The sequence below is a fragment of the Isoptericola sp. Y541 genome, from assembly GCF_059445465.1.
Genome location: NZ_JCAIUJ010000004.1, coordinates 21,555 through 47,764 on the forward strand (window position 1 = coordinate 21,555; position 26,210 = coordinate 47,764).

23 protein-coding genes and 1 pseudogene are annotated in these 26,210 nt (G+C 73.8%); 15 read left to right on the top strand and 9 right to left on the bottom strand.

Going from position 1 to position 26,210, the window contains the following annotated elements:
* Positions 1-133 precede the first annotated feature (133 nt).
* Both AC1C2V_RS10345 and AC1C2V_RS10350 read left to right on the top strand, forming a co-directional pair.
* A complete protein-coding gene (locus tag AC1C2V_RS10345) occupies positions 134-1,156 on the top strand; it encodes a LacI family DNA-binding transcriptional regulator (RefSeq protein WP_495389527.1) in 1,023 nt (340 codons plus the stop codon).
* Positions 1,157-1,298: 142 nt separating this feature from the next.
* The gene (locus AC1C2V_RS10350) at positions 1,299-3,155 is read left to right on the top strand and encodes a glycoside hydrolase family 13 protein (protein WP_495389528.1); all 1,857 of its coding nucleotides are present in this window, start codon (positions 1,299-1,301) and stop codon (positions 3,153-3,155) included.
* A gap of 229 nt (positions 3,156-3,384) precedes the next feature.
* Here the strand turns inward: AC1C2V_RS10350 and dusB are convergent, their stop codons facing one another.
* The 8 genes and pseudogenes from dusB to AC1C2V_RS10390 form a co-directional block, all read right to left on the bottom strand.
* A complete protein-coding gene (gene dusB / locus AC1C2V_RS10355; protein ID WP_495389529.1) occupies positions 3,385-4,632 on the bottom strand; it encodes a tRNA dihydrouridine synthase DusB in 1,248 nt (415 codons plus the stop codon).
* Positions 4,633-4,653: 21 nt separating this feature from the next.
* Complete coding sequence (locus AC1C2V_RS10360) at positions 4,654-5,259, bottom strand: response regulator transcription factor (RefSeq protein WP_495389530.1); 606 nt, start codon at positions 5,257-5,259, stop codon at positions 4,654-4,656.
* Entirely contained in the window at positions 5,256-6,422 is a 1,167-nt protein-coding gene (locus tag AC1C2V_RS10365; RefSeq protein ID WP_495389531.1) for a sensor histidine kinase, read from the bottom strand. Before AC1C2V_RS10365 ends, AC1C2V_RS10360 begins: the two co-directional genes overlap by 4 nt.
* A gap of 47 nt (positions 6,423-6,469) precedes the next feature.
* Positions 6,470-7,267 (bottom strand): ABC transporter permease, encoded by a 798-nt coding sequence (locus AC1C2V_RS10370; RefSeq protein WP_495389532.1) that lies wholly within the window; start codon positions 7,265-7,267, stop codon positions 6,470-6,472.
* Positions 7,264-8,215: pseudogene (locus AC1C2V_RS10375) on the bottom strand (ABC transporter ATP-binding protein). Before AC1C2V_RS10375 ends, AC1C2V_RS10370 begins: the two are co-directional and overlap by 4 nt.
* 163 nt (positions 8,216-8,378) lie before the next feature.
* A complete protein-coding gene (gene amaB, locus AC1C2V_RS10380) occupies positions 8,379-10,031 on the bottom strand; it encodes an L-piperidine-6-carboxylate dehydrogenase (protein ID WP_495389533.1) in 1,653 nt (550 codons plus the stop codon).
* On the bottom strand, positions 10,028-11,410 hold the full coding sequence (gene hglS, locus AC1C2V_RS10385; RefSeq protein ID WP_495389534.1) for a 2-oxoadipate dioxygenase/decarboxylase: 1,383 nt from the start codon (positions 11,408-11,410) through the stop codon (positions 10,028-10,030). Before hglS ends, amaB begins: the two co-directional genes overlap by 4 nt.
* A 29-nt stretch (positions 11,411-11,439) precedes the next feature.
* Positions 11,440-12,660, bottom strand: coding sequence for an NAD(P)/FAD-dependent oxidoreductase (locus tag AC1C2V_RS10390; protein ID WP_495389535.1), 1,221 nt, complete (start codon positions 12,658-12,660; stop codon positions 11,440-11,442).
* A gap of 203 nt (positions 12,661-12,863) precedes the next feature.
* Here AC1C2V_RS10390 and AC1C2V_RS10395 point away from each other — a divergent pair, with 203 nt between their 5' ends.
* Positions 12,864-13,814: a LysR family transcriptional regulator gene (locus AC1C2V_RS10395; RefSeq protein WP_495389536.1), complete on the top strand. Its 951-nt coding sequence runs from the start codon at positions 12,864-12,866 to the stop codon at positions 13,812-13,814.
* A 65-nt stretch (positions 13,815-13,879) separates the two neighbouring features.
* On the opposite strand, the gene AC1C2V_RS10400 is transcribed toward AC1C2V_RS10395, so the two are convergent.
* A complete protein-coding gene (locus AC1C2V_RS10400; RefSeq protein WP_495389537.1) occupies positions 13,880-15,271 on the bottom strand; it encodes a glycine--tRNA ligase in 1,392 nt (463 codons plus the stop codon).
* A gap of 209 nt (positions 15,272-15,480) precedes the next feature.
* Here AC1C2V_RS10400 and AC1C2V_RS10405 point away from each other — a divergent pair, with 209 nt between their 5' ends.
* From AC1C2V_RS10405 to AC1C2V_RS10460, 12 genes are all read left to right on the top strand, one after another.
* A complete protein-coding gene (locus AC1C2V_RS10405) occupies positions 15,481-15,867 on the top strand; it encodes a YciI family protein (protein ID WP_495389538.1) in 387 nt (128 codons plus the stop codon).
* A gap of 47 nt (positions 15,868-15,914) precedes the next feature.
* The gene (locus AC1C2V_RS10410; RefSeq protein WP_495389539.1) at positions 15,915-17,171 is read left to right on the top strand and encodes an RNA polymerase sigma factor; all 1,257 of its coding nucleotides are present in this window, start codon (positions 15,915-15,917) and stop codon (positions 17,169-17,171) included.
* Between the two features lie 409 nt (positions 17,172-17,580).
* Positions 17,581-18,489 carry an ABC transporter ATP-binding protein gene (locus tag AC1C2V_RS10415; RefSeq protein WP_495389540.1) on the top strand — a complete coding sequence of 303 codons (909 nt, stop codon included), beginning with the start codon at positions 17,581-17,583 and terminating at the stop codon, positions 18,487-18,489.
* Between the two features lie 22 nt (positions 18,490-18,511).
* Positions 18,512-19,252, top strand: a complete 741-nt coding sequence (locus AC1C2V_RS10420; RefSeq protein ID WP_495389541.1) for an ABC transporter permease — start codon at positions 18,512-18,514, stop codon at positions 19,250-19,252.
* 3 nt (positions 19,253-19,255) lie between these two features.
* Positions 19,256-20,539: a sensor histidine kinase gene (locus AC1C2V_RS10425; RefSeq protein WP_495389542.1), complete on the top strand. Its 1,284-nt coding sequence runs from the start codon at positions 19,256-19,258 to the stop codon at positions 20,537-20,539.
* Positions 20,536-21,159: a response regulator gene (locus AC1C2V_RS10430; RefSeq protein ID WP_495389543.1), complete on the top strand. Its 624-nt coding sequence runs from the start codon at positions 20,536-20,538 to the stop codon at positions 21,157-21,159. Before AC1C2V_RS10425 ends, AC1C2V_RS10430 begins: the two co-directional genes overlap by 4 nt.
* 79 nt (positions 21,160-21,238) lie before the next feature.
* Positions 21,239-22,177: a metal ABC transporter substrate-binding protein gene (locus AC1C2V_RS10435; protein ID WP_495389544.1), complete on the top strand. Its 939-nt coding sequence runs from the start codon at positions 21,239-21,241 to the stop codon at positions 22,175-22,177.
* The gene (locus AC1C2V_RS10440; RefSeq protein WP_495389545.1) at positions 22,174-23,073 is read left to right on the top strand and encodes a metal ABC transporter ATP-binding protein; all 900 of its coding nucleotides are present in this window, start codon (positions 22,174-22,176) and stop codon (positions 23,071-23,073) included. Before AC1C2V_RS10435 ends, AC1C2V_RS10440 begins: the two co-directional genes overlap by 4 nt.
* Positions 23,074-23,087: 14 nt before the next feature.
* Positions 23,088-24,011: a metal ABC transporter permease gene (locus tag AC1C2V_RS10445; RefSeq protein WP_495389825.1), complete on the top strand. Its 924-nt coding sequence runs from the start codon at positions 23,088-23,090 to the stop codon at positions 24,009-24,011.
* Positions 24,012-24,058: 47 nt separating this feature from the next.
* Entirely contained in the window at positions 24,059-24,463 is a 405-nt protein-coding gene (locus AC1C2V_RS10450; protein WP_495389826.1) for a Fur family transcriptional regulator, read from the top strand.
* 39 nt (positions 24,464-24,502) lie between these two features.
* On the top strand, positions 24,503-25,054 hold the full coding sequence (locus AC1C2V_RS10455; protein ID WP_495389827.1) for a DedA family protein: 552 nt from the start codon (positions 24,503-24,505) through the stop codon (positions 25,052-25,054).
* Positions 25,055-25,166: 112 nt separating this feature from the next.
* Entirely contained in the window at positions 25,167-26,210 is a 1,044-nt protein-coding gene (locus AC1C2V_RS10460; RefSeq protein WP_495389546.1) for a FecCD family ABC transporter permease, read from the top strand.

Here is a 26,210-nt window from a genome sequence, read left to right on the forward strand (position 1 = left end):
CGCGATGCAAGATCTTGCGATAACTTTTCAGCAACGCGTGGCAAACGGCCGCCACGCGCGCCGCCCGGGTGTCGACCACGCCCGGGCGACCCACTCAGGACGAGGAGGTCCCGTGTCCCCTACGATTCCTCGGGTGCGCACCCGACTGAGCGACCTGGCAGAGCAGGCAGGCGTGTCGACGGCCACCGTGTCACGCGTGCTCAACGGCAAGCCCGGGGTCGCGAGCTCCACCCGGCAGGCCGTGCTCGCGGCCCTCGACGTACTCGGGTACGAGCGCCCCTCCGCCCTGCGCGGCCGCTCCGCCGGCCTCGTGGGCCTCATCGTGCCCGAACTGACCAACCCGGTCTTCCCCGCGTTCGCGCAGGCCATCGAATCGATCCTCGCCCAGCGCGGATATACCCCGCTCCTGTGCACCCAGGCCCCCGGGGGCACCACCGAGGACGAGTACGTCAGCACGCTCGTGGACCACTCCGTCGACGGGATCGTCTTCGTCTCCGGCCTGCACGCCGACACCCGCGCGGACCACACCCGCTACGGGATGCTGCGGAGCCAGGGCGTGCCGATCGTCCTCGTGAACGGCTACGCGCCGGGGATCGACGCGCCCTTCGTCTCCCCCGACGACGCCGCGAGCGTCGACGTCGCGGTGCAGCACCTGGTCACGCTCGGCCACCGCCGCATCGGCCTCGCGATCGGCCCGGAGCGATACGTCCCGTCCCGCCGCAAGCTCGACGCCTTCGTCGCGGCCCTGGTGCGGTGCGGGCTCGCCGACGACGAGGCCGCCGCGCGCGAGCAGGTGCGCTCGAGCCTGTACACGCTCGAGGGCGGGCAGGCCGCGGCCGCCGAGCTCCTCGAGACCGGGCACACGGCGATCGTCTGCGCGTCGGACCTCATGGCGCTCGGCGCCGTGCGCGCGGCGCGGTCGCGGGGCCTGCGGGTGCCTGACGACGTGTCGATCGTGGGCTACGACGACGCGCCGCTGATCGCCTTCACGGACCCACCGCTGACCACGGTGCGCCAGCCGGTCGAGGCGATGGCCCGCGCCACCGTGAGCGCGCTGCTCACCGAGATCCAGGGCGAGCGCGCCCCGCGCACCGAGCTGCTCTTCGCCCCGGAGCTCGTCGTCCGCGGCTCGACGGGGGCCGTCCCGCGGGACTGATCCGCGTCCGGCGATCAGGTTTTTCTGTAACCGTTGCAGCAAGGCTTACACTCGATGGCCGTACCCACGTGGCACTCCTGCGCCTCGTGCCGACCGACCAGGGCCCGGACACGGTGTCCCCAGCAAGGTGAGGAAGCCAGCGATGACGTCCACCCAGCCGTACACCCCCGCCACGACCGCAGAGGGGGCGCCTGCAGGCGCCGATCCGCTGCGTGCGGGCGCCGTCGTGCACGCCGGGAGCGACACCGCCCGGCAGTGGTGGCGGGACGCCGTGATCTACCAGGTCTACCCGCGCTCTTTCGCCGACGGCAACGGCGACGGGATCGGCGACATCCCGGGCATCACGTCGAGGCTCGACCACCTCCGGACGCTCGGCGTCGACGCGGTGTGGCTCTCGCCCTTCTACCGCTCGCCGCAGAAGGACGCCGGCTACGACGTGGCCGACTACCGCGACGTCGACCCGCTGTTCGGCACCCTGGCCGACTTCGACGACATGCTCGCCGGCGCCCACGCGCGCGGCATGCGCGTCATCGTCGACCTCGTGCCCAACCACACGTCGGACCAACATGCGTGGTTCCAGGAGGCGCTCGCCGCCGCCCCCGGCTCGCCCGAGCGCGCCCGGTACGTCTTCCGCGACGGCCGCGGCCCCGCCGGCGACGAGGCGCCGAACAACTGGCAGTCCATCTTCGGCGGCCCGGCCTGGACGCGACTCACCGCGCCCGACGGCACCCCCGGCCAGTGGTACCTGCACCTCTTCGACTCCACCCAGCCCGACCTCGACTGGGAGAACCCCGAGGTGCGCGCCGAGTTCGAGCAGGTGCTGCGCTTCTGGCTCGACCGGGGCGTCGACGGGTTCCGCGTCGACGTCGCGCACGGGCTGATCAAGGCCGAGGGCCTGCCCGACTGGGACGGCCACGTCGAGATGGTCACGGGCAGCAGCGACGAGCAGGCGGACGGCGTGCCCGGTGATGTCGAGCCCGGTGATGTCGAGCCCGGTGATGTCGAGCCCGGTGCGCCCGAGGACGGCTCCACCGGCGCGGGCAACCAGGGCCCGATGTTCGACCAGGACGGCGTGCACGAGGTGTACCGCGCCTGGCACCGCGTGCTCGCGGAGTACGACGGCGACCGGGCCCTGGTCGCCGAGGCGTGGGTGGAGCCGCTGTCCCGGCTGGCGCGCTACGTGCGCCCCGACGAGATGCACCAGGCGTTCAACTTCTCGTTCCTCACCACGGGCTGGGACGCCCCCGCCCTGCGCACCGTCATCGCAGCGTCGTACCGGGCGAACGACGTGGTCGGCGCCCCGACCACCTGGGTGCTGTCTAACCACGACGTGGTGCGGCACGCCTCGCGGCTGGGCTCGGCGGACCCGTCGGTGCGGCCGAACGGCGTCTTCGCCACCGACCCGCAGCCCGACGAGGAGCTGGGCCTGCGCCGCGCTCGCGCCGCGAGCCTGCTGATGCTCGGGATGCCCGGGTCCGCGTACCTGTACCAGGGCGAGGAGCTCGGGCTGCCGGAGCACACGGCGCTGTCCGCCGACGTGCGACAGGATCCGGCGTTCTTCCGGACCGGGGGCGCCGAGGCGGGTCGCGACGGCTGCCGCGTGCCGCTGCCGTGGTCGGCCGGCGAGCCCGGCTTCGGCTTCGGGCCCGCGGGCGAGCCCTGGCTGCCGCAGCCCGACTCGTTCGCGCGCTACGCCGCGGACGTGCAGTACGGCGTCGCGGGGTCGACGTTCGAGACGTACCGCGCCGCGCTCGCGCTTCGCCGGGCCGAGGGCCTGGGCCACGGCGGGCTCGCCTGGATCGAGTCGTTCGCCGCCTCCGACGACGTCATCGCGCTGCGCAACCAGGACGTCGTCGTGCTGGCGAACCTGGGCACGCGGCCCGTCGTGCTGCCGCGGCGCGCCGAGGTGCTGCTCGCGTCCGGCCCGACCTTCAGCGACCGGTCGTCCGACCCGCAGGTGCGCGTCCCCGCGGACACGACGGTCTGGCTCCGCGCCTGACGACACCCTTCGCTGGTTGAGCCCGTCGAAACCGTTCGTTGGTTGAGCCCGTCGAAACCGTTCGTTGGTTGAGCCCGTCGAAACCGTTCGTTGGTTGAGCCTGTCGAAACCGTTCGTTGGTTGAGCCTGTCGAAACCGTTCGTTGGTTGAGCCTGTCGAAACCGTTCGTTGGTTGAGCTTGTCGAGACCCGGAACGTGGTTTCGACAAGCTCAACCAGCGATGTGGTGGTCAGCCGCCGCTGACGCTCAGCTCGGCCTCGCGCAGCTTCGCCTCGAACTCCGCATTGAGGTCGCGTGAGTCCAGCCACCCGTAGGGCAGGTGCGGCTGCTTGGGCGACCCGGCCCGGCCGCGCGGGCCCTCGGCGTCCTCGCCCGGGTAGCCCAGCGTCAGGTCGAGGGAGTCCAGGTGCTCGCGCAGCTCGGCGAGCGTCGAGACCATCGCCAGCGCGCGCCGCGAGTCTCCCCCGGCCGCATAGCCCTTGAGGTACCAGGCCATGTGCTTGCGCAGGTCGCGCATGCCCTTGCCCTCGTCGCCGTCGTAGTAGTCGATCATCAGCTGGCCGTGGCGGTAGATCATGTCGGTGACCTCGCGCAGCCCGGGGCGCACGCGCGCGTCGGAGCCGTGGAACGCGGCGGCGAGGTCGGCGAACAGCCACGGCCGACCCTGGCACCCGCGTCCGACGACGACGCCGTCCACCCCGGTCTCGCGGACCATGCGGAGCGCGTCCTCGGCCGACCAGATGTCGCCGTTGCCGAGCACCGGCACGCTGCGCACCTCCTCCTTGAGCCGCGCGATCGCGGTCCAGTCGGCGGTTCCCGAGTAGTAGTCGGCGGCGGTGCGCGCGTGCAGCGCGACGGCGGCCACGCCGAGGGACTCCGCGATGCGGCCCGCCTCGAGGTAGGTGAGGTGGTCGTCGTCGATGCCCTTGCGCATCTTGACGGTCACGGGCACGCCGTGCGGCTCGGCGGCCTCAACCGCGGCGCGCACGATGTCGGTGAAGAGCTGGCGCTTCCACGGCAGGGCCGAGCCGCCGCCCTTGCGCGTGACCTTGGGCACCGGGCAGCCGAAGTTGAGGTCGACGTGGTCGGCGCGGTCCTCCCCCGCGATGATCGACACCGCGGCGCCGACCGTGGCCGGGTCGACGCCGTACACCTGCGCGGACCGCGGGGTCTCGTCGTCGCCGAACGTCACGATGCGCAGCGACTCGACGTTGCGCTCCACGAGCGCGCGGCTCGTGACCATCTCGGCGACGTAGAGCCCGGGGTCGAAGCCCTGCGACGCGCCGGCCTCGCGGCACAGCGTGCGGAAGGCGCGGTTGGTGACGCCCGCCATCGGCGCCAGCACCACCGGGGTGTCCACGGTGATCGGCCCGATCTGCAGCGGCGGGAGCACGCGCGCAGCGGCATCGTCGCGAGGGCCGGGAGCGCCAGGCGCCGACGTGCTGACGGAATCGAGGGTGGAAGTCACGTCCCCCATTGTCGCAAACGTCGGGGACCGCTACAGCCAGCCGTTCTCCTGCGCGATGCGCACCGCCTCGGCGCGGGTCCGGGCGCCCGTCTTGCCGATCGCCGCCGACAGGTAGTTGCGCACCGTGCCCTCGGACAGGAACGCCTCGGCCGCGACCTGCGCGACCGTGCCGCCGGCCGCGGCGAGGGCCAGCACGTGCCGTTCGCGCTCGGTCAGCGGGCTCGCGCCCACGGTGAGCGACGCCACTGCCAGGTCGGGGTCGACGGCGCGCAGCCCGGCGTGCACGCGGCGCACTGCGTCGGCGAGCTGCTCGGCGGGGGTGTCCTTGACCACGAAGCCGCTCGCCCCGGCGTCCAGGGCCCGGCGCAGATAGCCCGGGCGCCCGAAGGTCGTGACGACCAGGGTGCGGCAGGAGGGCAGCGCCTCGCGCAGCGCCGCCGCGGCGGCGATGCCGTCCATGCCGGGCATCTCCACGTCGAGAAGGGCGACGTCGGCCGCGGACGCCCGGGCGGCGTCGAGCACCGCGTCCCCGCGGCCCACCTGGGCCACGACCTCCAGGTCGGGCTCGAGGTCGAGCAACGCGGCGAGCGCGCCGCGCACGAGGGCCTGGTCGTCGGCCAGCAGCAGTCGGATCACGCGTCGATCCTGGCACTCGCCGCGGGCCGGTCGGCATCCGGCCGCACGGTGACCGCGAGCCGGAAGCCCCCGAGCGGGCTCGGCCCGGTCTCCAGCACCGCGCCGGCGGCGCGGGCGCGGGCCGTCAGCCCGGTGAGCCCGTTGCCCCCGCTGCGCTCGCCGGGGTCCGCGCCGGACCCGTCGTCGTCCACGACGAGGCCGTCGGCCTCCACCGTCACCGCCACGCGCGAGGCGCCCGAGTGCCGCAGCACGTTGGTGGTGCCCTCGCGCAGCACCCAGGCGAACAGCTCGCGCCGGTCGGCCCGGACGACGTCCACGGCGCCCGGCAGGTCGGCCGCCATCCCCGCGGCGTCCAGCGCGGAGCGGGCGGCCGCCAGCTCGCCGGCCAGCGTCACCTGCCTGGACCCGGCCACCATGCCCCGCACGTCCGCGAGCGCCCCGCGGGCGAGGTCCTGGATGTCGCTGACCTCGGTGACCGCCCGTGCCCCCGGCGACCCCTCCGGCAGCGGGGCGGCGTCCGCCCGCAGCAGCTTGGCGGCCAGCTCCGCCTTGACGGAGATCACCGTGAGTGAGTGCCCGAGCACGTCGTGCATGTCGCGGGCGATGCGTTCGCGCTCCCGGGCAACGGCGAGGTCGGCGACCTCCTGCTGCGCCTCGCGCAGCCGCCGGTTGCGTTCGATGACCTGCGTGAACCCGTACACAGCGGCGCTGGCGAGCAGGGCGCCGACGACGTTGCCGTCCTCGGTCTGCCAGCCGGGCACGAGGCGCGGCAGCACGACCATCACGACGATGCTGCCCCCGACGAGCACCAGCGCGGCCCGCCCGCTCAGGAGGTAGATGCCCGTGACGCACACGAAGACGAGCCCCACGAGCCCGTGCTGGTGCGCGGCCAGGCAGGACAGCGCCACGCACGCGCACTGCGCGGTCAGGAGGAGCGCCGCAGTGCGCGGGCGCAACGCGGGGCGCCGCCGGAACCCCAGGAACGTCATGGCGAAGATCCCTGCGACCCCGAGCACGCCCAGGACACCGACCACGCGCAGCGTCGCGGTGGGCGCGTCGAGGGACGCCTGGAACGGCTCGACGAGGAAGACCACCCAGATGATCGCGAGGACCGGGCCGACGCGCGGGATCCCGCCGAGCGGGTCGGGGGACGTGGAGTTCACGTCCCCCACCGTGCCATGTGATCCGACGGGTGCCGGTACACCGACGCTCACGCCCGCGCCGTGTCCTTGCGGAACCGCCATGCCGCGCCGACCGAGAAGACGGCGGCCCACGCCACCACGTTCACCACGGCCGCGACGCCGAGGTCGCCGCCCAGGGGTGCGTGCACCAGCTCGGCCAGGCCGTACGTCGGGAAGAACTGCGCCACGCCTGCCCACCAGCCGTCGCCGAGGGGCATGAACAGCCCGCCGCCGAACGACAGGAGCGCGAGCACCGGCCCGAGGATCTGCATGACATTCTCGGCGGGCAGCAGGTAGCCCACGAACAGCCCGAACGCGGCGAAGACGAGGGAGCCCGCCCAGGCGAGCACCGCGCACAGGATCCAGGCGCTGGCCGGCATCTGCGCCCCGGCCACGGCGGCCACCATCAGCGTGACCGCCACCGAGACGGCGCCCAGCGCCATCGCGGCCGCGAGCTTCACGCCCACGTAGACGGCGGGCCGCAGCGGCGTCAGCCGCAGCTGCCGGGTCCAGCCCTGGCCGCGCTCCACCGACACGCTCGCCCCGCCGCCGGTCGCGGTGACCATCCCCCCGTAGAGCGCCATCGAGACGGCGATCCACGCGGTGACGTTGCCGTTGCCCGCGCTCTGGTTCGCGTAGTCGCCCTGCAGCCCGAAGATGAGGAAGAAGACGGGCGGCATCACCATCGAGAAGATGAGGGAGCGCCGGTTGCGCAGCGAGCGGCGCAGCTCGACCCCGAGGTAGATGCGCACCGCCGTCGCGGGCCGGATGCGGGGCCTGGGGCCCGCCGTGCGGGAGGGGGTGGGCGTCGTGGTCAGGGTGCTCATCGGAGAGCTCCGTCCGTGGTCGTCGGTGCGGCGGTGGTGAGGGCGACGAAGGCGTCCTCGAGGTTGTCGGAGGCGACCTCGAGGTCGCTCGCGGCGGTCTGCGTGAGCAGATAGCGGGCGACGAGGTCGGAGTCGGCCGTCCGTACGACGAGCCGCGAGCCCCGGTGGTCGATGGCGTCCACGGCCGGCATGTCGCGCAGGCGGGCCGCGACGTCGGCGCGCTCGTCGTCGTCGAGGCGCGCGCTGACGGTGCGCCCGGACGCGAGGCTCTTCACCTCGGCCGTGGAGCCGTCCGCGACGACGCGGCCCTGGCTGACCAGCACGACGCGGTCCGCGTACGCGTCGGCCTCCTCCAGGTAGTGGGTGGCGAAGACGACCGTGCGGCCGGCGGCGGCGTCCGCGCGGATGGCCGCCCAGAACTCGCGGCGGCCCTCGACGTCCATGCCCGTGGTGGGCTCGTCGAGCAGGAGCAGGTCGGGCTCGGAGACCAGCGCCATCGCGAACCGGAGCCGCTGCTGCTGGCCGCCGGAGCACTTGCCGACCATGCGGTCGGCGAGCTCGGCGATGCCCGCGCGCTCGAGGTAGGGCGCCGGGGAGCCGGTCTTGCCGAAGAGCGCCGCGGTGAGGGAGACGGTCTCGGCGACCGTGATGTCGCGCAGCAGCCCACCCGTCTGCCATGACGGCCGCGACCCGACCGGCGGCGATCGCGGCGGCGGGGTCGGTACCGAACACCTGCGCGCTCCCGGACGTCGGAGTGCTCAGGCCGAGCACCATGTCGATGGTGCTGGTCTTGCCGGCGCCGTTGGGGCCGAGGAAGGCGACCACCTCGCCGGGCGCGATCTCCAGGTCGATGCCGTCGACCGCGCGCACGGGGCCGGACGGCGAAGGGAACTCCTTGCGCAGCCCGCGCAGGCTCAGCGCGGGGGTGGGTGTGGTTGTCGAGGTCATGTCTCGATCCTGGCGGTCCAGGCCGCTGACCAGCAGGGCCGCCTGTCACGACCCTCGCATGACATCTGTCATGGCCACGTCGGTCGAGCCTGCGCCGTCCTGAGCCTGTCGAAGGGTCGAGACCAAGCCCGAGGGCCTCGACAGGCTCGACCGGCGACAACGCTCAGCCGAAGCTGACCCCCTGTGCGAGAGGCAGCTCGGTCGAGTAGTTCACCGTGTTGGTGGCGCGCCGCATGTACTGCTTCCACGCGTCGGAGCCGGACTCGCGACCACCGCCGGTGGACTTCTCGCCGCCGAACGCGCCGCCGATCTCGGCGCCCGAGGTGCCGATGTTGACGTTGACGATGCCGCAGTCGGACCCGACCTCCGACAGGAACGTCTCGGCCTCGCGCACGTCGAGCGTGAAGATGGCGCTGCTCAGGCCCTGCGGGACGTCGTTGTGCAGGGCGATCGCCTCGTCCAGCGTCTCGTAGGTGAGGACGTAGAGGATCGGGGCGAACGTCTCGCGCCGCACCACGTCGGTCTGGCCCGGCATCCGCACCAGCGCCGGCGACACGTACGCGGCGCCGGGCGCGCCGTCGACCTCGACCGCCTCTCCCCCGACGACGACGGTGCCGCCGTCCGCGCGTGCCTCGTCCAGCGCGGCGCGCATGCGCTCGCTCGCGGCGGCGTCGGTCAGCGGGCCGACGAGCGTGCCGCCGGCACGCGGGTCGCCGATCGGCAGCCCCGCGTAGGCCCGCTCAAGGCGGGCCACCACGTCGTCGACGATGGACGAGTGCACGATCAGCCGGCGCATGGACGTGCACCGCTGCCCGGCCGTGCCGACGGCCGCGAACACGATGCCGCGCACGGCGAGGTCCAGGTCCGCCGACGGCGCGACGATCGCGGCGTTGTTGCCGCCGAGCTCCAGCAGGTACCGCCCGCCCCGCGCGGCGACGGCCGGTGCCACCTGCTGCCCCATGCGCTCGGACCCGGTGGCCGAGAGCAGCGCCACGCGGCGGTCCGCGACGAGCGCCTCCCCCGCCTCGCGCCCGCCCACGACGACGGTGCTCACCGTCTCCGGGAAACCCGCCTCCATCAGCGCGCGGCGCAGCAGCGCGTTCGAGGCGAGCGCGCTCAGCGGCGTCTTCTCGCTCGGCTTCCACACCACGGTGTCCCCGCACACCAGGGCCACGGCCGTGTTCCAGGACCACACCGCGACGGGGAAGTTGAACGCGCTCACCACGCCGACCACGCCGATCGGGTGCCACTGCTCCATGAGCCGGTGGCCGGGCCGCTCGGACGGCATCGTGCGCCCGCCCAGGGACCGGGACAGCCCGACGGCGTAGTCGCAGACGTCGATCATCTCCTGCACCTCACCGAGCGCCTCGGAGGTGATCTTCCCGGCCTCGATCGTCACCAGCTCGGCCAGGTCCGCCTTGTGCTCGGTGAGCAGCTCGCCGAGGCGTCGCACGACGGCGCCGCGGACGGGCCCGGGGACGGACTTCCAGGTGCGGAACGCGGCGGCGGCCGCGGTGATCGCCGCGTCGACGTCGGCCGCGTCCGCCTCCGGCAGGGTGAGCAGCGCCTCCCCCGACAGCGGCGAGACGACATCGATGGTTGAGCTTGCGCCGTCCTGAGCCTGTCGAAGGGTCGAAACCCCGCTGGTCGAGCCTGTCGAGACCCGGGTTTCGACGGGCTCAACCAGCGAGATGGTTTCGACGGGCTCAACCAGCGAGATGGTTTCGGCAAGCTCAACCGGCGAGATCCGTCGCAGCGCGGCGAAGGCCGCGTCGCGCAGGTCGGTGGTGAGCGGGGTGGTGGTCTGGGTGGTCATGCCTGGGCTCCCTGGTCGGTCGAGGATCGCTCGAGGTGGTGGGGGTCGACGCCGAGGCGGCTCGCCGCGCGGTCGCGCGACGCCTCCACCTGGGCGGCGTACAGGTCGAAGGGGTCGAACAGCTCGCGCCCGACGGCGCCGGACATCCAGTCCGCGTCGCGCTCCGCGCCCGCCTGCGTGGCGTCCTTGGAGCCCTCCTCGGTGAGGTTGGACTGGAAGATGCCCGCCGCGGAGCGGGGCAGGAAGTCCTCGTAGACGATCGGCTCGCGGCGCACGGTAGGGGTCCGGCCGGACGTGGTCTCGACAGGCTCGACCGACGGGTCGACGTCGTAGGTGAAGTAGCCCAGCCCCTGCTCGACAAGGCCCGCCTCCGTGGCGGGGAACGTCTCGCGCCAGACCTCCGGAGTTGTGCCCGCCGCGATGGCGGCGTCGTAACGCGCCCGGCCCTGGGGGGTGAGCGCGATGCCGCGCGCCTCGACCTCGCCGAAGCGCACGCGCAACGCGTCCTGCACCACCTGGCCGTCCGGGGTGCGGAACGTGCGGGGCTCGGCGAGGGCCCGGAACGACGTCTGCCGCAGCAGCACGTCCGGCCCCTCCCACCGCGGCGGGCCCTGGATGGCGTCGATCATCGTGATGCCGCGCGCCTCCATCCGGGCGTACAGGTCGTCGATGTCGAGCACGCGCGGCGTGAGGTGGTTGATGTGCGTGGACGCGACGCCGCCGATGTCGGCCGCCACGGCCGAGACGGCCTCCAGCTCGCGGTACCACGCCTGGTCGACGGGCTCGTGCGACAGCTCGAACGCCTCGGTGGCCAGTCGCAGGAACGTCGCGGCGTCGTCGTCGGCCAGGCCTCCGTCCGCCTCCGCGCGGTCCGCGAGCGCCAGCAGCTCGGGCCCGAAGAGGGACCTCCTCTGGAGGAAGGTCTCGAGTCGCGCCTGCAGGTCCGCGCTGAAGAACCGCCGGTCCCCGGGCACGAGCATCGACGTGAAGACGCGGAACGGGTTGCGGGCCAGCTCGGCGCGGTCCACGGGCCGGAATGCCGTGGAGATCACCGGCACGGACGACGTCGACGCGTCGCGCAGGTCGTAGAAGCCCACGGGGTGCATCCCCATCGCGCCGAAGATCCGGGCCACCTGCTGGATCTCCGCGGGCGTGCCCACCCGGATGGCGCCGTGCCGCTCCGCCGTGACGCGGTCGATCGAGCCCAGCCGCTCGGCGTCGGCGCCGCGGGCGCGCACGACGTCGGCGTTGACCTCGTGGGACACCTCGAGCAGCGTCGTGTACGCAGGCACCTCCCGGCCGTACATGTCGGACAGCGAGCGCGCGAACGCCGCCCGCAGCCGCCACGGTTCGTGGAATGAATCGAATGCGTCACTCACGGTCTTTCCTTCCTCAGATGATGTTGGCCTCAGATGATGTTGGCCTCGGTGCGCGCCCGCCGTGCCCCGAACCGGCCGGCGTCGAACGCCGACACGTCCACGCCCCGCGCGGCGGGCGTGCCGGCGTGGCCCAGGTAGAGGTCGGCGACGGCCTCGCCCACAGCGGGCGCCTGCAGGAACCCGTGGCCTGAGAACCCGCAGGCGTACAGCACGCGGGCGTCTCCCGCGCCGCCGCCGGGGGCTTCGCCGATCAGGGCGTCGTGGTCCGGGGTCATCTCGTACAGCCCGGCCCAGCCGCCCATGAACGGGGCCTCGGCGAGCGCGGGGGTGGCCTGCGCCACGAGGGACCGCAGGTACGGCTCCCAGCCGGGGTCGTACGCGGTGTCGAACCCGACCGGCGTACCCGGCTCGGACGCGCCGAGCAGCAGCGTGCCGCGCGCGTCCGCGTTGTGCAGGTAGTACGTGGTACCGAAGTCGATGGTGAACGGGATCGTGGGCGGCACCCGCTCCAGCGGCGCGGTGAGCGCGATCTGCCGCCGCACCGGGTCCACCGGCAGGTCCACGCCCGCCATCGCGCCGACGGCGCGCGACCAGGCGCCGGCGCACACCACGAGCGTGGGAGTCGTGACCCGGCCTCGGGAGGTGACGACGGTCAGTCGCCTGTCGGGCTCGTGCGCAGCGCGAGATTCGACGGCGGTCACGGCGGCGCGGGTGACGACCGTGGCGCCCCGCCGGCGCGCGCCGTCGACGTACCCGGCCACCACGGCGGCCGGGTGCGCCCACCCGTCCCGCGGCGCGTACGCGGCCCCCGCGTACGCCGTCGCCGACAGGTACGGGTTGAGACGACGCGCTTCGCGGACGGTCAGCAGCCGGCTGCCGACGCCGTGCGCGTTCTGCATCGCGACCGACCGGCCGAACAGCTCGACGTCGTCGTCCGTCGGGAGCGCGAAGAGGTAGCCGGCCTGCCGGAGCCCGATGTCGGCGCCCGGCCGACGCCGGAAGTCCTCGTACAGCTCGAGGCTGCGGCGCCCGAGGTCCACGTTGGCCGGGTCCGAGAACTGCGCGCGCACGCCCCCGATGGGCTTGCCCGAGCTCCCCCGGCCCAGCTCACCCGACTCCACGAGGAGCACGTCGGCGCCGGACTCGGCCAGATGGAACGCGACCGACGCCCCCATGACCCCGCCCCCGACCACCACGACGTCCGCCGACCCCGGCAAAGACCCCGGCAATGGCTCCGCGCGTCCCGGCACCCGACCTCCCTCGCTCGGCTGACCTTGCTGATCCCGGACGGCCGCCCCGCCGCCCGCTCTCATCGTGCCGAGCGTGAGCGTCCAGGACCATCGAAGATTGGTCCCATCGATCATGCAGAGGTTCTATACGGTCAGGCGGGCGGGCGGCGTCGCAGCCGGCACGCCCGCGGTGGAGAGTCGAAGGGAAGGATTGAGGTACCGAGATGGAGACGTCCTCGCGCGACCTGCCGTGGCCCGCGCTGCGCGCGCTGCAGGCCCTGGCCGAGCACGGCACGATGACGGCGGCCGCGGCCGCCCTGGGCTACACGACCGGGGCGGTGTCCCAGCAGCTCGCCCTCCTGGCGCGCCACCTCGGCACCGAGGTGGTGCGCCCGCACGGCCGCGGGGTGGCCCTCACCGAGGCCGGCGCGGTGCTCGCCGCGCGGGCGGAGGAGCTGCTGGTCGCCCAGCGCGACGCTGTCGACGCCGCGCGCGCGGCCACCCGCGACGCGGTCGGCACCGTGCGCGTGGGAGCGTTCGCCACCGTCGCGGCGAGCATGCTGCCCCGCCTGGTCACGGCCCTGGCCGCCGCACACCCCCGGGTGAGCCTCGAGGGGTACGAGCTGACGGTCGACGACGTCGCCGCCGCGGTGCGCCGCGGGGACGTCGACCTCGGCCTCGGCCTCGACTACCCCGGCGCCCCGATCCCGCGCGTGCCGGGCACCACCCTGCGCCCGCTGCGCACGGAGCGGTTCGCCGTCGTCTCCGCGCCGACGTCGGACCTGGCCGACCGGCTCGGTCTCGCCGACCTCGCCGACGTGCCGTGGATCCTGCCGCCCATGCCCACCCACTACGGGGCCGCGGTCCGCCGCGCGTGCCGCTCCGCCGGGTTCGAGCCGCGCGCGGCACACGAGGTCAACGACACGTCCACCACCCTCGCGCTGGTCGCCCAGGGGCTGGGCGTGGCGCTCGCCACCCCGATGATGCGCACCCTGCGCCCGGCGGGCGACCTGCACCCGAGCACGCTGCGCGACCTCGTCGAGCGCGAGATCGTGCTGCTCGAGCCGAGCGCCGTGCCGCGCCGCCCGGCCGTCGACGCGCTCATCGCGGTGGTCGAGGCCGTGGTGCACGGCAGGCTCACGGGAGACGACGGCGTGCCGCGCCCGGTGTGGTGACCCGTGTGGTGACACGTGTGGTGACCGCCGTCGCTCCCGCGGAGACCTGCGTCCGAAGATCTGCGTCAGAACGCGGCGAGGTGCTCCGCGAGGTATCCGGTGACCTTGTCGAGGGCGACCCGCTCCTGCGCCATCGTGTCGCGGTGGCGGATGGTGACGGCGTCGTCGTCGAGCGTGTCGAAGTCGACCGTGACGCAGAACGGCGTGCCGATCTCGTCCTGACGGCGGTAGCGACGGCCGATCGCGCCGGCGTCGTCGAAGTCGACGTTCCACGACAGGCGGAGCTCCGCCGCGAGGTCCCGCGCCTTGGGCGACAGGGCCTCGTTGCGGCTCAGCGGCAGGACGGCGGCCTTGACGGGCGCGAGGCGCGGGTCGAGGCGCAGGACCGTGCGCTTGTCGACGCCGCCCTTCGTGTTGGGCGCCTCGTCCTCGGCGTACGCCTCGACGAGGAACGCCATGAGCGAGCGGGTCAGGCCCGCGGCCGGCTCGATGACGTACGGGAGCCAGCGCTCGTTCGTGGCCTGGTCGAAGAACGACAGGTCCTTGCCCGAGTGCTCCGAGTGCGTCTTGAGGTCGAAGTCCGTGCGGTTCGCGACGCCCTCGAGCTCGCCCCACTCGCTGCCGGTGAAGCCGAAGCGGTACTCGATGTCCACCGTGCGGGTGGAGTAGTGCGAGAGCTTGTCCGCCGGGTGCTCGTACAAGCGCAGGTTGTCCGCGTCGATGCCGAGGTCCGTGTACCAGGCCATGCGGGTGTCGATCCAGTACTGGTGCCACTCGGCGTCGGTACCGGGCTGGACGAAGAACTCCATCTCCATCTGCTCGAACTCGCGGGTGCGGAAGATGAAGTTGCCCGGCGTGATCTCGTTGCGGAACGACTTACCGATCTGCGCGATGCCGAAGGGCGGCTTCTTGCGCGCGGCGGTCGCCACGTTGGAGAAGTTCACGAAGATGCCCTGCGCCGTCTCCGGCCGCAGGTAGTGCAGGCCGGACTCGTCCTCGACCGGGCCGAGGTACGTCTTGAGCATCATGTTGAAGTCGCGCGGCTCCGTCCACTGGCCGCGGGTGCCGCAGTGGGGGCAGGCGATCTCGGCGAGGCCACCCTCAGGGGCGCGGCCCTTCTTCTCCTCGAACTCCTCGATCATGTGGTCCTCGCGGAACCGCTTGTGACAGCTGAGGCACTCCGTCAGCGGGTCGTTGAACGCGCCGAGGTGGCCCGACGCCTTCCACACGGGTGTCGGCAGGATGACGGCGGAGTCGAGGCCCACGACGTCGTCGCGTCGCGTCATCGCGCGCCACCACTGCTGCTTGATGTTCTCCTTGAGCTCCACGCCGAGGGGCCCGTAGTCCCACGCGGAGCGCGTACCGCCGTAGATCTCGCCGGACTGGAACACGAAGCCTCGCCGCTTGGCGAGGGAGACGACGGCGTCGAGCTTGGCGCTGGGGGACGGTGCTGCCACGGGATCACTCCTGGGTGTCGGGCCGCCACGTGGCTCGTGGGGCCGGGTGGGAACGGCGCAGCCGGGCGGCACGTCGGGACCCGACGAGGACCGGCTGCGGTGGCCCCAGCCTACCGGGCGGCACCTCAGGGTCGAGGTGACGATTCGGGAGCCGTTCGATCGTCACAGGGGTACACGATCGACGACCTTGAGAGATGAGGAGAGGGACCATGCGCTACGCACTGCTGCTGCACAACCCCGAGCCCGGCCCGGGCGAGATCCCGGCCGAGGGCATCGCGGAGATGGAACGGCTGTTCGGCGAGTACGCCGACGCGCTCGTGAGCGCGGGCGTGCTCGTCGCGGCCGAGATCCTGCAGTTCTCGCACGCGACCACCACCGTCACGCGCCGCACGGGGGCCACCCAGATCCAGGACGGCCCGTTCGCCGAGACCAAGGAGGCGCTGGCGGGCGTCTTCGTCATCGACGTCCCGGACGCCGACGCCGCCATCGCCTGGGCGGAGAAGTGCCCCGGCGCCTCCTACGGCTCTGTCGAGGTCCGGCCGGTCGCCACGTCCGTCGTCGACGGCGCGTGGACCGCACCCGGCCCGGCGGAGTAGGCCACCGGTCGAGCCGACACCGCCGGTCGATCCTGCCGAGACCCGACGTGAACGACGACACACCTGACGCCGCGTACGACGCGGCGGCCGCAGCCGCACGAGACGGCTACGGCCGCCTCGTCGCGCTGCTGGCCGCCGGCGACGGCGACCTGCAGTCCGCCGAGGACGCCCTGGGCGACGCCCTCGAGCGCGCCCTGCGCACCTGGCCGGCGTCGGGGGTGCCGGACAACCCCGCCGGGTGGCTGCTCGCGGTGGCCCGGAACCGGCTGCGCGACCGGCACCGCTCGGCCGAGGTGCGGCGGACCACGTCGCTGGAGCCGGAGCGGCACGCGCCCGCCCGGCTCGAGGACGTCGACCCCGATTCGGTCGGCGACCGGCGCCTCGAGCTGCTGCTCGCCTGCGCGCACCCCGCCGTCGCGCCCCCGGCGCGCACGCCGCTGATGCTCACCACGGTGCTGGGGTTCACCGCCGCGCAGATCGCGCCCGCGTTCTCGGTGCCCACCGCCACGATGGCCACCCGGCTGGTGCGGGCCAAGCGCCGCATCAAGGACGCCGGGATCCCGTTCGACCTGCCCGACCGCTCCGCCCTGCCCGGCCGCACGGCCGACGTGCTCGAGGCCGTCTACGGCGCGTACGTCGTCGAGTGGTCCACCGCCGCGCCCGAGCCGCGCGGGCTACCGCCCGAGGCGCTGCAGCTCGCGGAGATCCTCGCCCGCCTCGTCCCCCGCGACCCGGAGGCCCGCGGCCTGGCCGCGCTGGTGCTCCTGTCGTCGGCGCGCGCCCCCGCCCGCACCGACGACGACGGACGGTTCGTGCCGCTCGCCGAGCAGGACCCGGCCCGCTGGGACCGCACCCTCGTCTCCCGGGCGCACGAGCACCTGCGCGCCGCCCACGCGCAGGGCACGGTGGGCCGGTTCCAGCTCGAGGCCGCCATCCAGGCCGTGCACTGCGCCCGCCGCGTCGGCGCTCCACCCGACCAGGCCACCCAGGCCGCCCTGCGCCGGCTGCACGAGGCGCTGCAGCGGGTGGCTCCGTCGCTCGGCGGGGCGGTGGCGCTCGCGGCGGTGGTCGCCGAGGCCGACGGCCCCGTCGCCGGCCTCGCCCGCCTCGACGACCTCGACCACGGGGCCGCCGCGGCGGCCCGCTTCCAGCCCGCCTGGGCCACCCGCGCCGACCTGCTCGCCCGGCTCGGCCGCGCGGACGACGCCGTGGCCGCCTACGACCGGGCGATCGCCCTGACCCAGGACCCGGCCCCGCGCGAGTACCTGGAGTCCCGCCGCGACGCGGTCCGCACGAGCGGGTGAAGGTCGTCCCTCCGGACCAGGCAGCGTGGGCGGCGAATGCGGCGAGGAGGACGTCACGTCCGCGAGCCGCTGCGGGGCCTCCTGCGCGACGTAGTGGAGCCGCGTGCCGTTCACCGCTGCGGTGCCGTGCCGGACGCCCGCGACGGTGGCGTGGTCGGAGCTCATAGGCCTCCCGGCACGACGATAAGACAACCAGCCGCCCATGACTTCGCGCTGCGCGCCGTCGCGGAGGGGGCCGGGTCCGTCTCCGAGGTCGGGCGGCGCACGTCGGTCTCCAAACAGGCGGCGGCGAGGCTCGCGGGACCGGGACCCCTCCACCGATCGGTTGATGCGCGCATCCCCCGGACCCTCGTCAGGTGCAGCCGCGTAGTCGATCCGGCGCGCGGGGCCGGCCGGCGAGGCTGCAGGCATGGCAATCATCGAGGTAGAAGATCTCGTCAAGAGGTACGGCGACCACACCGTCGTGAACGGCGTCGGGTTCACGGTCGACGAGGGCGAGATCTTCGGCATCCTGGGCCCGAACGGGGCCGGCAAGACCACGACCGTCGAGTGCATCGAGGGGCTGCGCACCCCGGACGGCGGCACCATCCGCGTCTGCGGCCTCGACCCGCACGCGCACGACGGCGAGCTTCGGCAGCTGCTCGGCGCACAGCTGCAGGAGAGCGAGCTGCCCGACAAGCTCACGGTGGGCGAGGCCCTTGAGCTTTACAGCTCCTTCTACCGCGCACCGGCCGACTGGCGCGAGCTGGCCGAGATCCTGGGCCTCGCCGGCAAGCACCGCACGCAGTTCCGGCGGCTGTCGGGCGGCCAGAAGCAGCGGCTGTCGATCGCGCTCGCGCTGATCGGCAGCCCGAGGGTGGCCGTGCTCGACGAGCTCTCCACGGGCCTGGACCCCCAGGCCCGCCGTGACGTGTGGGACCTGATGGAGTGCATCCGGGACCGGGGCGTGACGATCCTGCTGGTCACGCACTTCATGGCGGAGGCCGAGCGCCTCTGCGACCGGGTCGCCGTGATCGACGCCGGACGCGTCATCGCCGTGGACACCCCCGCCGGGCTGGTCTCCGCGGTCGACGGCCGACAGCGGATCCGCTTCCGGCCCTCCGGACCGTTGGACGACGCCGTGCTCACCGTCCTGCCGGAGGTCACGGCCGTCGAGCGGGCCGCGAACCAGGTCGTCGTGACCGGCACGGGAGACCTGTTGCTCGCCGTGACCGGTGCGCTCGGCCGCACCGGGATCAGCGCGACGGAGCTGAGGGTCGAGCAGGCCACGCTCGACGACGCGTTCGTCGCGCTCACCGGCCACCCCGTCGAGTCCTGAGTCGAGACCTGAGGAGACCACGATGTCCGTCCTGTACCGGCTCACCGCCACCGAGACCAGACTGTTCTTCCGCGAACCGGCCGTCGTGTTCTTCACGATCGCGTTCGCCCCCGCCCTGCTCGTCGTCGTCGGCCTGATGCCCGGGATGCTCGACGGCAACGTCGGTGCCGAGCACCTCCGACCCATCGACCTGTTCCTGCCGATCGTCATCGCCATGGGCATCGCGCTCTTCGCGCTCACCGGACTTCCCCCGCTGTTCGCCTCCTACCGGGAGAAGGGCGTGCTGCGACGCATGCGGACCACCCCGGTCGAGCCGGGGCTCCTCATCGGGGCGCAGCTGGTGATGGCCACGATCCTGTCCGTGGTGACGACGCTGGCCATCCTCGCCATCGGCCGGCTGGCGTTCGGCGTACGCCTGCCTCCGCAGCTCCCGGCGTTCGTGATCAGCTACCTGCTGCTGGCGCTGGCGATGTTCGCCGTCGGCCTGCTCGTCGCGTCGATCGCGCCGAGCGCCCGGAGCGCCACCGCGGTCGGGACCCTGGCGTTCTTCCCGCTGGTGTTCTTCGCCGGCCTCTGGGTACCGCGCCGCGACATGTCCGACGTCCTGCGGACGATCAGCGACCTCACGCCGCTGGGCGCCGGCGTACAGTCGCTCCAGAACGCGGCCGCCGGGGCCTGGCCGGCACCGCTCCAGATCGCCGTCATGCTGGCCTGGGCGATCGTGGCCGGGGGGCTGGCCGCGCGATACTTCCGCTGGGAGTGAGTGATGAGCACCGAGCGTCCGCGGGGTGCGGAGGGCGCCCTGTTCGAGGGCGACGATCCCCTGGCCTTCAAGGTCTTCCCCTACTTCCTGCTGGCCGTCAGCGTCGTGGTCACCGTGGTCCAGCTGATCTCGGCACCGTCCGCACGCCTGCTGGTGGCGCTCGCGCTCTCGGTCGTGGCAGCACTGTGGCTTCTCTGGTTCTCCACGCTGCACCCGCAGTGGCAGGCCGGCCGCAGGCGGATGGGCCTGTACTACGCGGGGCTGATGGTGCTGACCGCCGCACTGGTGGCGCTCGCCCCCTGGTACGGCTTCTTCGCCTTCTTCGGCTACCCGCAGGCCTTCGCGGCGTTGCACGGGCGATGGCGGTACATCGGCGCCGTCGCGACCGGGATCATCCAGGCGGCGGCCTTCCTCGGCGGCGCGATCGGCATCGCGGCCGACGACCTCTGGTGGGAGTGGCTGGGCGTCAGCGTGGTCTCCGCGGTGATCTCCGTCGGGTTCTTCTTCTTCGCCGAGCAGCTCGTGCGACACACCGGTCAGCAGAAGCGAGCCCTGGCCGAGGTGCACGAGGCCAACGTGCGACTCGAGCGCGCGCTGGCCCAGAACGCCGACCTGCAGGCCCAGTTGCTGACCCAGGCGCGGGAGGCGGGGGTGCTGGACGAGCGCCAGCGGATGGCGAGGGAGATCCACGACACCCTCGCCCAGGGCCTGGCCGGCATCCTCACCCAGCTGCAGGCCGCCGACCAGAGGGTGGACGACGAGCGTTCGCTGCGCCGGCACCTCTCGACCGCGACCGAGCTGGCTCGCGAGAGTCTCGCCGAGGCGCGCCGCACCGTGCACGCGGTGGAGCCGACCGTGCTCGAGCGAGCCGCCCTCCCGGACGCGATCCGGGACCTGACCAGGCGGTGGTCCGACGATGCCCACATCGACGTCGCCCTCACGACGACCGGCGACCCCCGGCCGATGCACACCGACATCGAGGTCGCCCTGCTGCGCACCACGCAGGAGGCGCTCGCCAACGTGGCCAAGCACGCGCGAGCCCGTCGGGTCGGCCTGACCCTGTCGTACATGGACGACATCGTGACCCTCGACGTACGGGACGACGGCGTCGGCTTCGAGCCGGACGCCCCGCGCGCCGCCGGTTCGACGGTCGGCGGGTTCGGCCTGATCGGGATGCGGCAACGGGTGCAACGGCTCGCGGGACGGCTGGAGATCGAGTCGGAGCCCGGTGCCGGGACGGCGATCTCGGCGGCGGTGCCGGCGATCCCCGCGACGGCCGCCTCGTGATCTCGCTGCTGGTCGTCGACGACCACCCCGTCGTGCGTGACGGGCTCCGTGGCATGTTCAGCGCCGACCCCCGTTTCGAGGTCGTCGGCGAGGCCGCCGACGGTGCCCAGGCCGTCGCCGCCGGCGAACGGCTGCGCCCGGACGTGATCCTGATGGATCTGCGGATGCCCGGCGGCGACGGCGTCACGGCGATCAAAGAGCTCGCCGAGCGCGGCGTCACGGCCCGGATCCTGGTGCTGACCACCTACGACACCGACCGCGACGTGCTCCCCGCCATCGAGGCCGGCGCCACCGGCTACCTGCTGAAGGACGCCCCGCGCGAGGAGCTGTTCCGCGCGGTCCAGGCGGCGCACGAGGGGCAGGCCGTGCTCTCGCCGACGGTCGCCACCCGGCTCATGGGGCAGGTGCGCCGGCCGAGCCCGGGATCGCTGTCCCAGCGCGAGCTGGAGGTGCTGCAGCTGACGGCGCGCGGCGCGAACAACCGCGAGGCCGCCAGACAGCTGTTCATCAGCGAGGCGACCGTCAAGACGCACCTGCTGCACGTCTACGCGAAGCTCGGCGTGAACGACCGGGCCGCCGCCGTCGCCACCGCGTTCGCCCGCGGGTACCTGTCGTCCTGACGCCCGATACTCGCCCCGGCCCCGTTCACCGACCTGAGCCGAGTTGACAACCGTTCTCAATCTAATGAGAATCGTTCTCATGCTTCGCCGACGCGCGGCCCTCGCCGCCCTGCCCGCCCTCGCCCTGCCCGCGATCCTCGTCGGGTGTTCCAGCGGCGACGGCGGCTCCGACGGCACGCTCGAGGTGCTCGCGTCGTACTACCCGCTGCAGTACGTGGCCGAGCAGGTGGGCGGCGACCTGGTCTCCGTCTCGAACCTCACCCCGCCCGCCGCCGAGCCGCACGACCTCGAGCTCTCGCCGGCGCAGGTCCGCGAGATCGGCACGGCCGACCTGGTGGTGTACTCCTCCGGGTTCCAGGAGGCCGTCGACGAGGCGGTCGAGGCGCGCGCGCCGGAGCACGTCGTGGACACGAGCGACGTCGTGACGCTGGAGGAGCACCCGGGGACGCCGGGGGGCGCCTCGGAGGACGAGGACGGGCACGATCACGGCACCCTCGACCCGCACTTCTGGCTCGACCCCACGCTCATGATCCCCGTGGGGCACGCCGTCGCCGCCGCGCTCGGCGAGGCGGACCCGGAGCACGCCGCCGCATACACGGAGAACGCCCGCGAGCTCGAGCAGAAGCTGAAGGACCTCGACGCCGACTACTCAGCCGGCCTCGAGGAGTGCGCGTCGCGCACCCTCGTCACCTCGCACGAGGCGTTCGGCTACCTCGCGCAGCGGTACGGCCTGGAGCAGGTCGGCGTCGTCGGGCTCGACCCGGAGGCCGAGCCGTCCCCCGCGCGGCTGCGCGAGGTCGGTGCGATCGTCGACGAGAACGGCGTCGGCACGATCTTCACGGAGACCCTCACCAGCCCCAAGGTGGCCCAGACCCTCGCGACCGACCTCGGCGTGACCACCGCCGTCCTCGACCCGCTGGAGGGCCTGTCCGAGGACGCCGTCGAGGCGGGCGGCGACTATGTCTCCGTCATGCAGGACAACCTCGCCGCACTCACCGAAGGGCTGCAGTGCTCATGACCACGCTCACCACCGACTCCCAGGGCGGGGTCGCGGCACCGCCCGCGGAGGACGGCACTCCCGCGATCGAGGCCCGCGACGTGCACGTCCGCCTCGGCTCCAGCCCCGTGCTGCGCGGCGTGGACCTCACCGTGCGGCAGGGCGAGGTCGTCGCGCTCCTCGGCGCCAACGGCTCGGGCAAGTCCACGCTGGTGCGCACCCTCGTGGGGGTGCTGCCCGCGACGACCGGCAGCGTGCGGCTCCTCGGCCGCCCGCTCCGCGACGGCGTGCCCTGGGCGCGTGTGGGCTACGTGCCCCAGCGCGTGAGCGCCGCGGCCGGCGTCCCGTCCACGGCCGAGGAGGTCGTCGCGTCCGGGCTGCTGCACGGTCGCACGCTGCGCCTGCCCCGCGGCTGGCGCGCCCGTGCCCGCGAGGCGCTCGAGCTCGTCGGCCTGGCCGACCGCGCCCGGCGCGCCACCCACGAGCTCTCCGGCGGCCAGCAGCAGCGGGTGCTCATCGCCCGCGCCCTGGTGCGCCGCCCCGACCTGCTCGTGCTCGACGAGCCCGTCGCCGGCGTCGACCGGCCCAGCCAGGCGGCCTTCGCCGCGACGATGACGCGGCTCGTGGCCGACGGCACGACGGTGCTCGTCGTGCTGCACGAGCTCGGCGAGCTGGCCCCGCTGGTGCAGCGCTGCGTCGTGCTGCGGCACGGCCGCGTGGTGCACGACGGCGCCCCGCCCACCCCGCAGCCGGGCCACGGCGGCGAGGCGCACGAGCACCTGCACCCGCACGCGCATTCCCGCACGCTGCAGCGCGCGCAGGACGTGCGGCTGGCGGAGGGACCGTTCGAGTCGCCCCGCGACGACGGGTTCAACCGGGGTTCCGACAGCAACGACAACGACGAGGTGGCACCGTGACCGGCCTGTGGGAGATGGTCACCGACCCGTTCATGCAGCGCGCCCTGATCGCAGCGCTGCTGGTGGGCGTGAGCGCGCCCGTCGTGGGCACCTACCTGGTGCAGCGCCGGCTCGCCCTGCTGGGCGACGGCATCGGACACGTGGCGCTGACCGGCGTGGCGCTGGGCTGGCTCGTGGGCGCGGCGATGGGCCTCGTGCCCGACGACGTCCTCGCAGTGCCGGGCGCGGTGGTCGCCGCGGTGGCCGGCTCGGTCCTCATCGAGGTGGTGCGCCGCCGCGGCCGGACGTCGGGCGACCTGGCCCTGGCCATCCTGTTCTACGGCGGCATCGCGGGCGGCGTGCTGCTCATCGGCCTCGCGGGCGGGTCGTCCGGCAGCCTCATGTCCTACCTGTTCGGCTCCATCTCCAGCGTGTCGACCTCCGACGTGTGGGTCACCGTCGCCCTGTGCGGGCTGATCCTGCTGGTGGGCCTGGGCCTGCGTGCGGCGCTGTTCTCGGTGAGCCACGACGAGGAGTTCGCCATCGCCTCGGGCCTGCCGGTCTGGGCCCTGAACATGGCCGTGGCCGTGCTGGCCGCGCTGACCGTGACCGTCGCGATGCGCGTCGTGGGCCTGATCCTGGTCTCGGCCCTGATGATCGTGCCCGTCGCGATCGGCCAGCTCGTGACCCACTCGTTCCGGCGCACCATGCTGGTGGCGTCGGTGGTCGGAGTGGTCGTGTGCGTCACGGGCCTGACGATCACCTACTGGCACAACGTGTCGCCCGGCGCGCTCATCGTGGTGCTCGCGATCGGCCTGTACGCCGTCGTCGCGGCCCTGCACCCCCTGCTCGCGCGCCGGCGCTCGCCGGCCGACCCGCATCCCGACATCCCCGACGACGTCGCGGTGGCCCCCGCCGGCGCCGACCGGGGCACCCCGCAGGAGGAGTGCACCCCGTGAACGCGACACGCCATGACAGCGACACCGCCCAGCGGACCGCGCCGCGCATGACCCGCCAGCGCGCGGCCGTGGCGGACGCGCTCGGCGACAGCGAGGAGTTCCGCAGCGCGCAGCAGCTGCACGAGCGGCTGCGCTCGCGCGGCGACGCCGTCGGGCTCGCCACCGTGTACCGCACCCTGCAGGCGCTGGCCGACGGCGGCGACGTCGACGTGCTGCGCGGCGAGGACGGCGAGAGCCTGTACCGCCGCTGCGAGCGCCGCGAGCACCACCACCACCTGGTGTGCCGCGCGTGCGGCCGCGCGGTCGAGATCGACGGCCCCACGGTCGAGACCTGGGCCGCCGCCGTCGGCGCGGCCCACGGCTTCGCGGACATCGACCACACCGTCGAGCTCTGGGGCACCTGCGCCGCCTGCCGCGCCGGGGCCGACCGAGGTAGGTCAGCCACGAGTTAGGACAGCCATACCTCGACGGGGCAGAATGAGGCCGTGCCCATGGCCCCTGCGCTCGCCGCTGCGCTCGCCAACGTGTCCGCCGACGTGTCCCAGGGCGCCGAGCCGACGGGCGTCTTCACCGTCGCGGGCGTGCCGTTCTGGGTCGTCGACGCCGCGGCGTTCGGCATCGTGCTCGTGCGCGCGCAGGCCACGTACTGGGCGGGCCGCGGCGTGGCCCGCGGCACCGCGGGCGGCCGGTTCGCCGACGTCCTGGCCCGGCCCCGCGCCGCGGCGGTCATCGGACGGGTGCACCGCTGGGGCCCGCCCGCGGTCACGCTGTCGTTCTTCACCGTGGGCGTGCAGACCCTCGTCAACCTCTCCGCCGGGTACCTGCGCATGCCGTTCGGCCGCTACCTGGTGGCGCTGCTGGCCGGGTGCGCCGTGTGGGCCGGCATCTGGACGACGATCGGCACGGCGGCGGTGAACGGCGCGATCGCGATCGGCCTGCGCCATCCCGTCACGCTGGTCGTGGTCGGCGTGGGCGCCGTGGCGCTGGTCGCCTGGGTCGTCTACCGGCTGACCCGTCGCGTGAGTGCCGGTCCGGACGCCTGATCCGAGGCCCGGGGCGGCCCCACCCACCGGCGGGCCTGTGCCAGACTTAGGCAATGCTTACCTCTCGCCCGGGGGTCCGCCCGGGCCGCCCCAGCCGTCCGGGCGCCGCCCGGTGACCGCGGCCGCCGCCCTCGCCCCCGCCCCGCGCCCCGCCGTCGACCTCGTCGCACGGCGCACCCGCGGCCGGCTGCTCGTGTGCGCGCTGGCCCTCGTCGTCCTGGCGCTCGTCGTCGTCGCCAGCCTGACGCTCGGGGTGCGCGACCTCGACCTCGGCACCGTCTGGCAGGCGCTGACCCATCCCGTGGCGGGGAACGTGGACCACGACGTGGTGCGCGACCAGCGCGTGCCGCGCACGCTCATCGGTCTCGCGGCGGGGGCGGCCCTCGGCATCGCGGGCACCCTCATCCAGGGCGTCACGCGCAACCCCATCGCCGACCCCGGCCTCCTCGGCCTCAACGCAGGCGCGTCGCTCGCGGTCGTGGTCGCCGTCTCGCTGCTCGGCATCACCGCGCCGCTCGGCTTCGTGTGGTTCGCGTTCGCGGGCGCCGCGGCCGCTTCCCTGCTCGTCTTCTCGATCGGCGCCGGGCAGCCCGTCCGACTGGCCCTCGTGGGCGCCACCGTGGCCGCCCTCATCACCCCGCTGATCACGCTGGTGCTGTTGCGCGACCCGACGGCGTTCAACCTCTACCGGTTCTGGGCCGTCGGCTCGCTCACAGGCCGCGGCATGGAGACCCTCGAGCGACTGTGGCCCTTCGTCGCCGTCGGGATCGTGCTCGCGCTGCTGCTGGCCCACCGGCTGTCGATGCTGGCGCTCGGCGACGACGTCGCCAGGGCGCTGGGCCAGCGCATCGGCCTCACCCGCGGGCTCACCGCGGCCGCCGTCGTGCTGCTGGCCGGCGCGGCGACGGCCCTCGCCGGCCCGATCGCGCTCGTCGGGCTCGCGGTGCCGCACGCGGCCCGTCGCCTGGTGGGCACCGACTACCGCTGGATCGTGCCCCTCACCGCCCTGCTCGGGCCCGTGATGCTGCTCGGGTCCGACGTGCTCGGCCGCCTCGTGCTGCCGCACTCCGAGCTCGAGGCGGGCGTCGTGGCCGCCGCGATCGGCGCGCCGGTGCTCGTGGCCGTCGCCCGCGGCAAGTCCGTGGCGGGGGTGTGA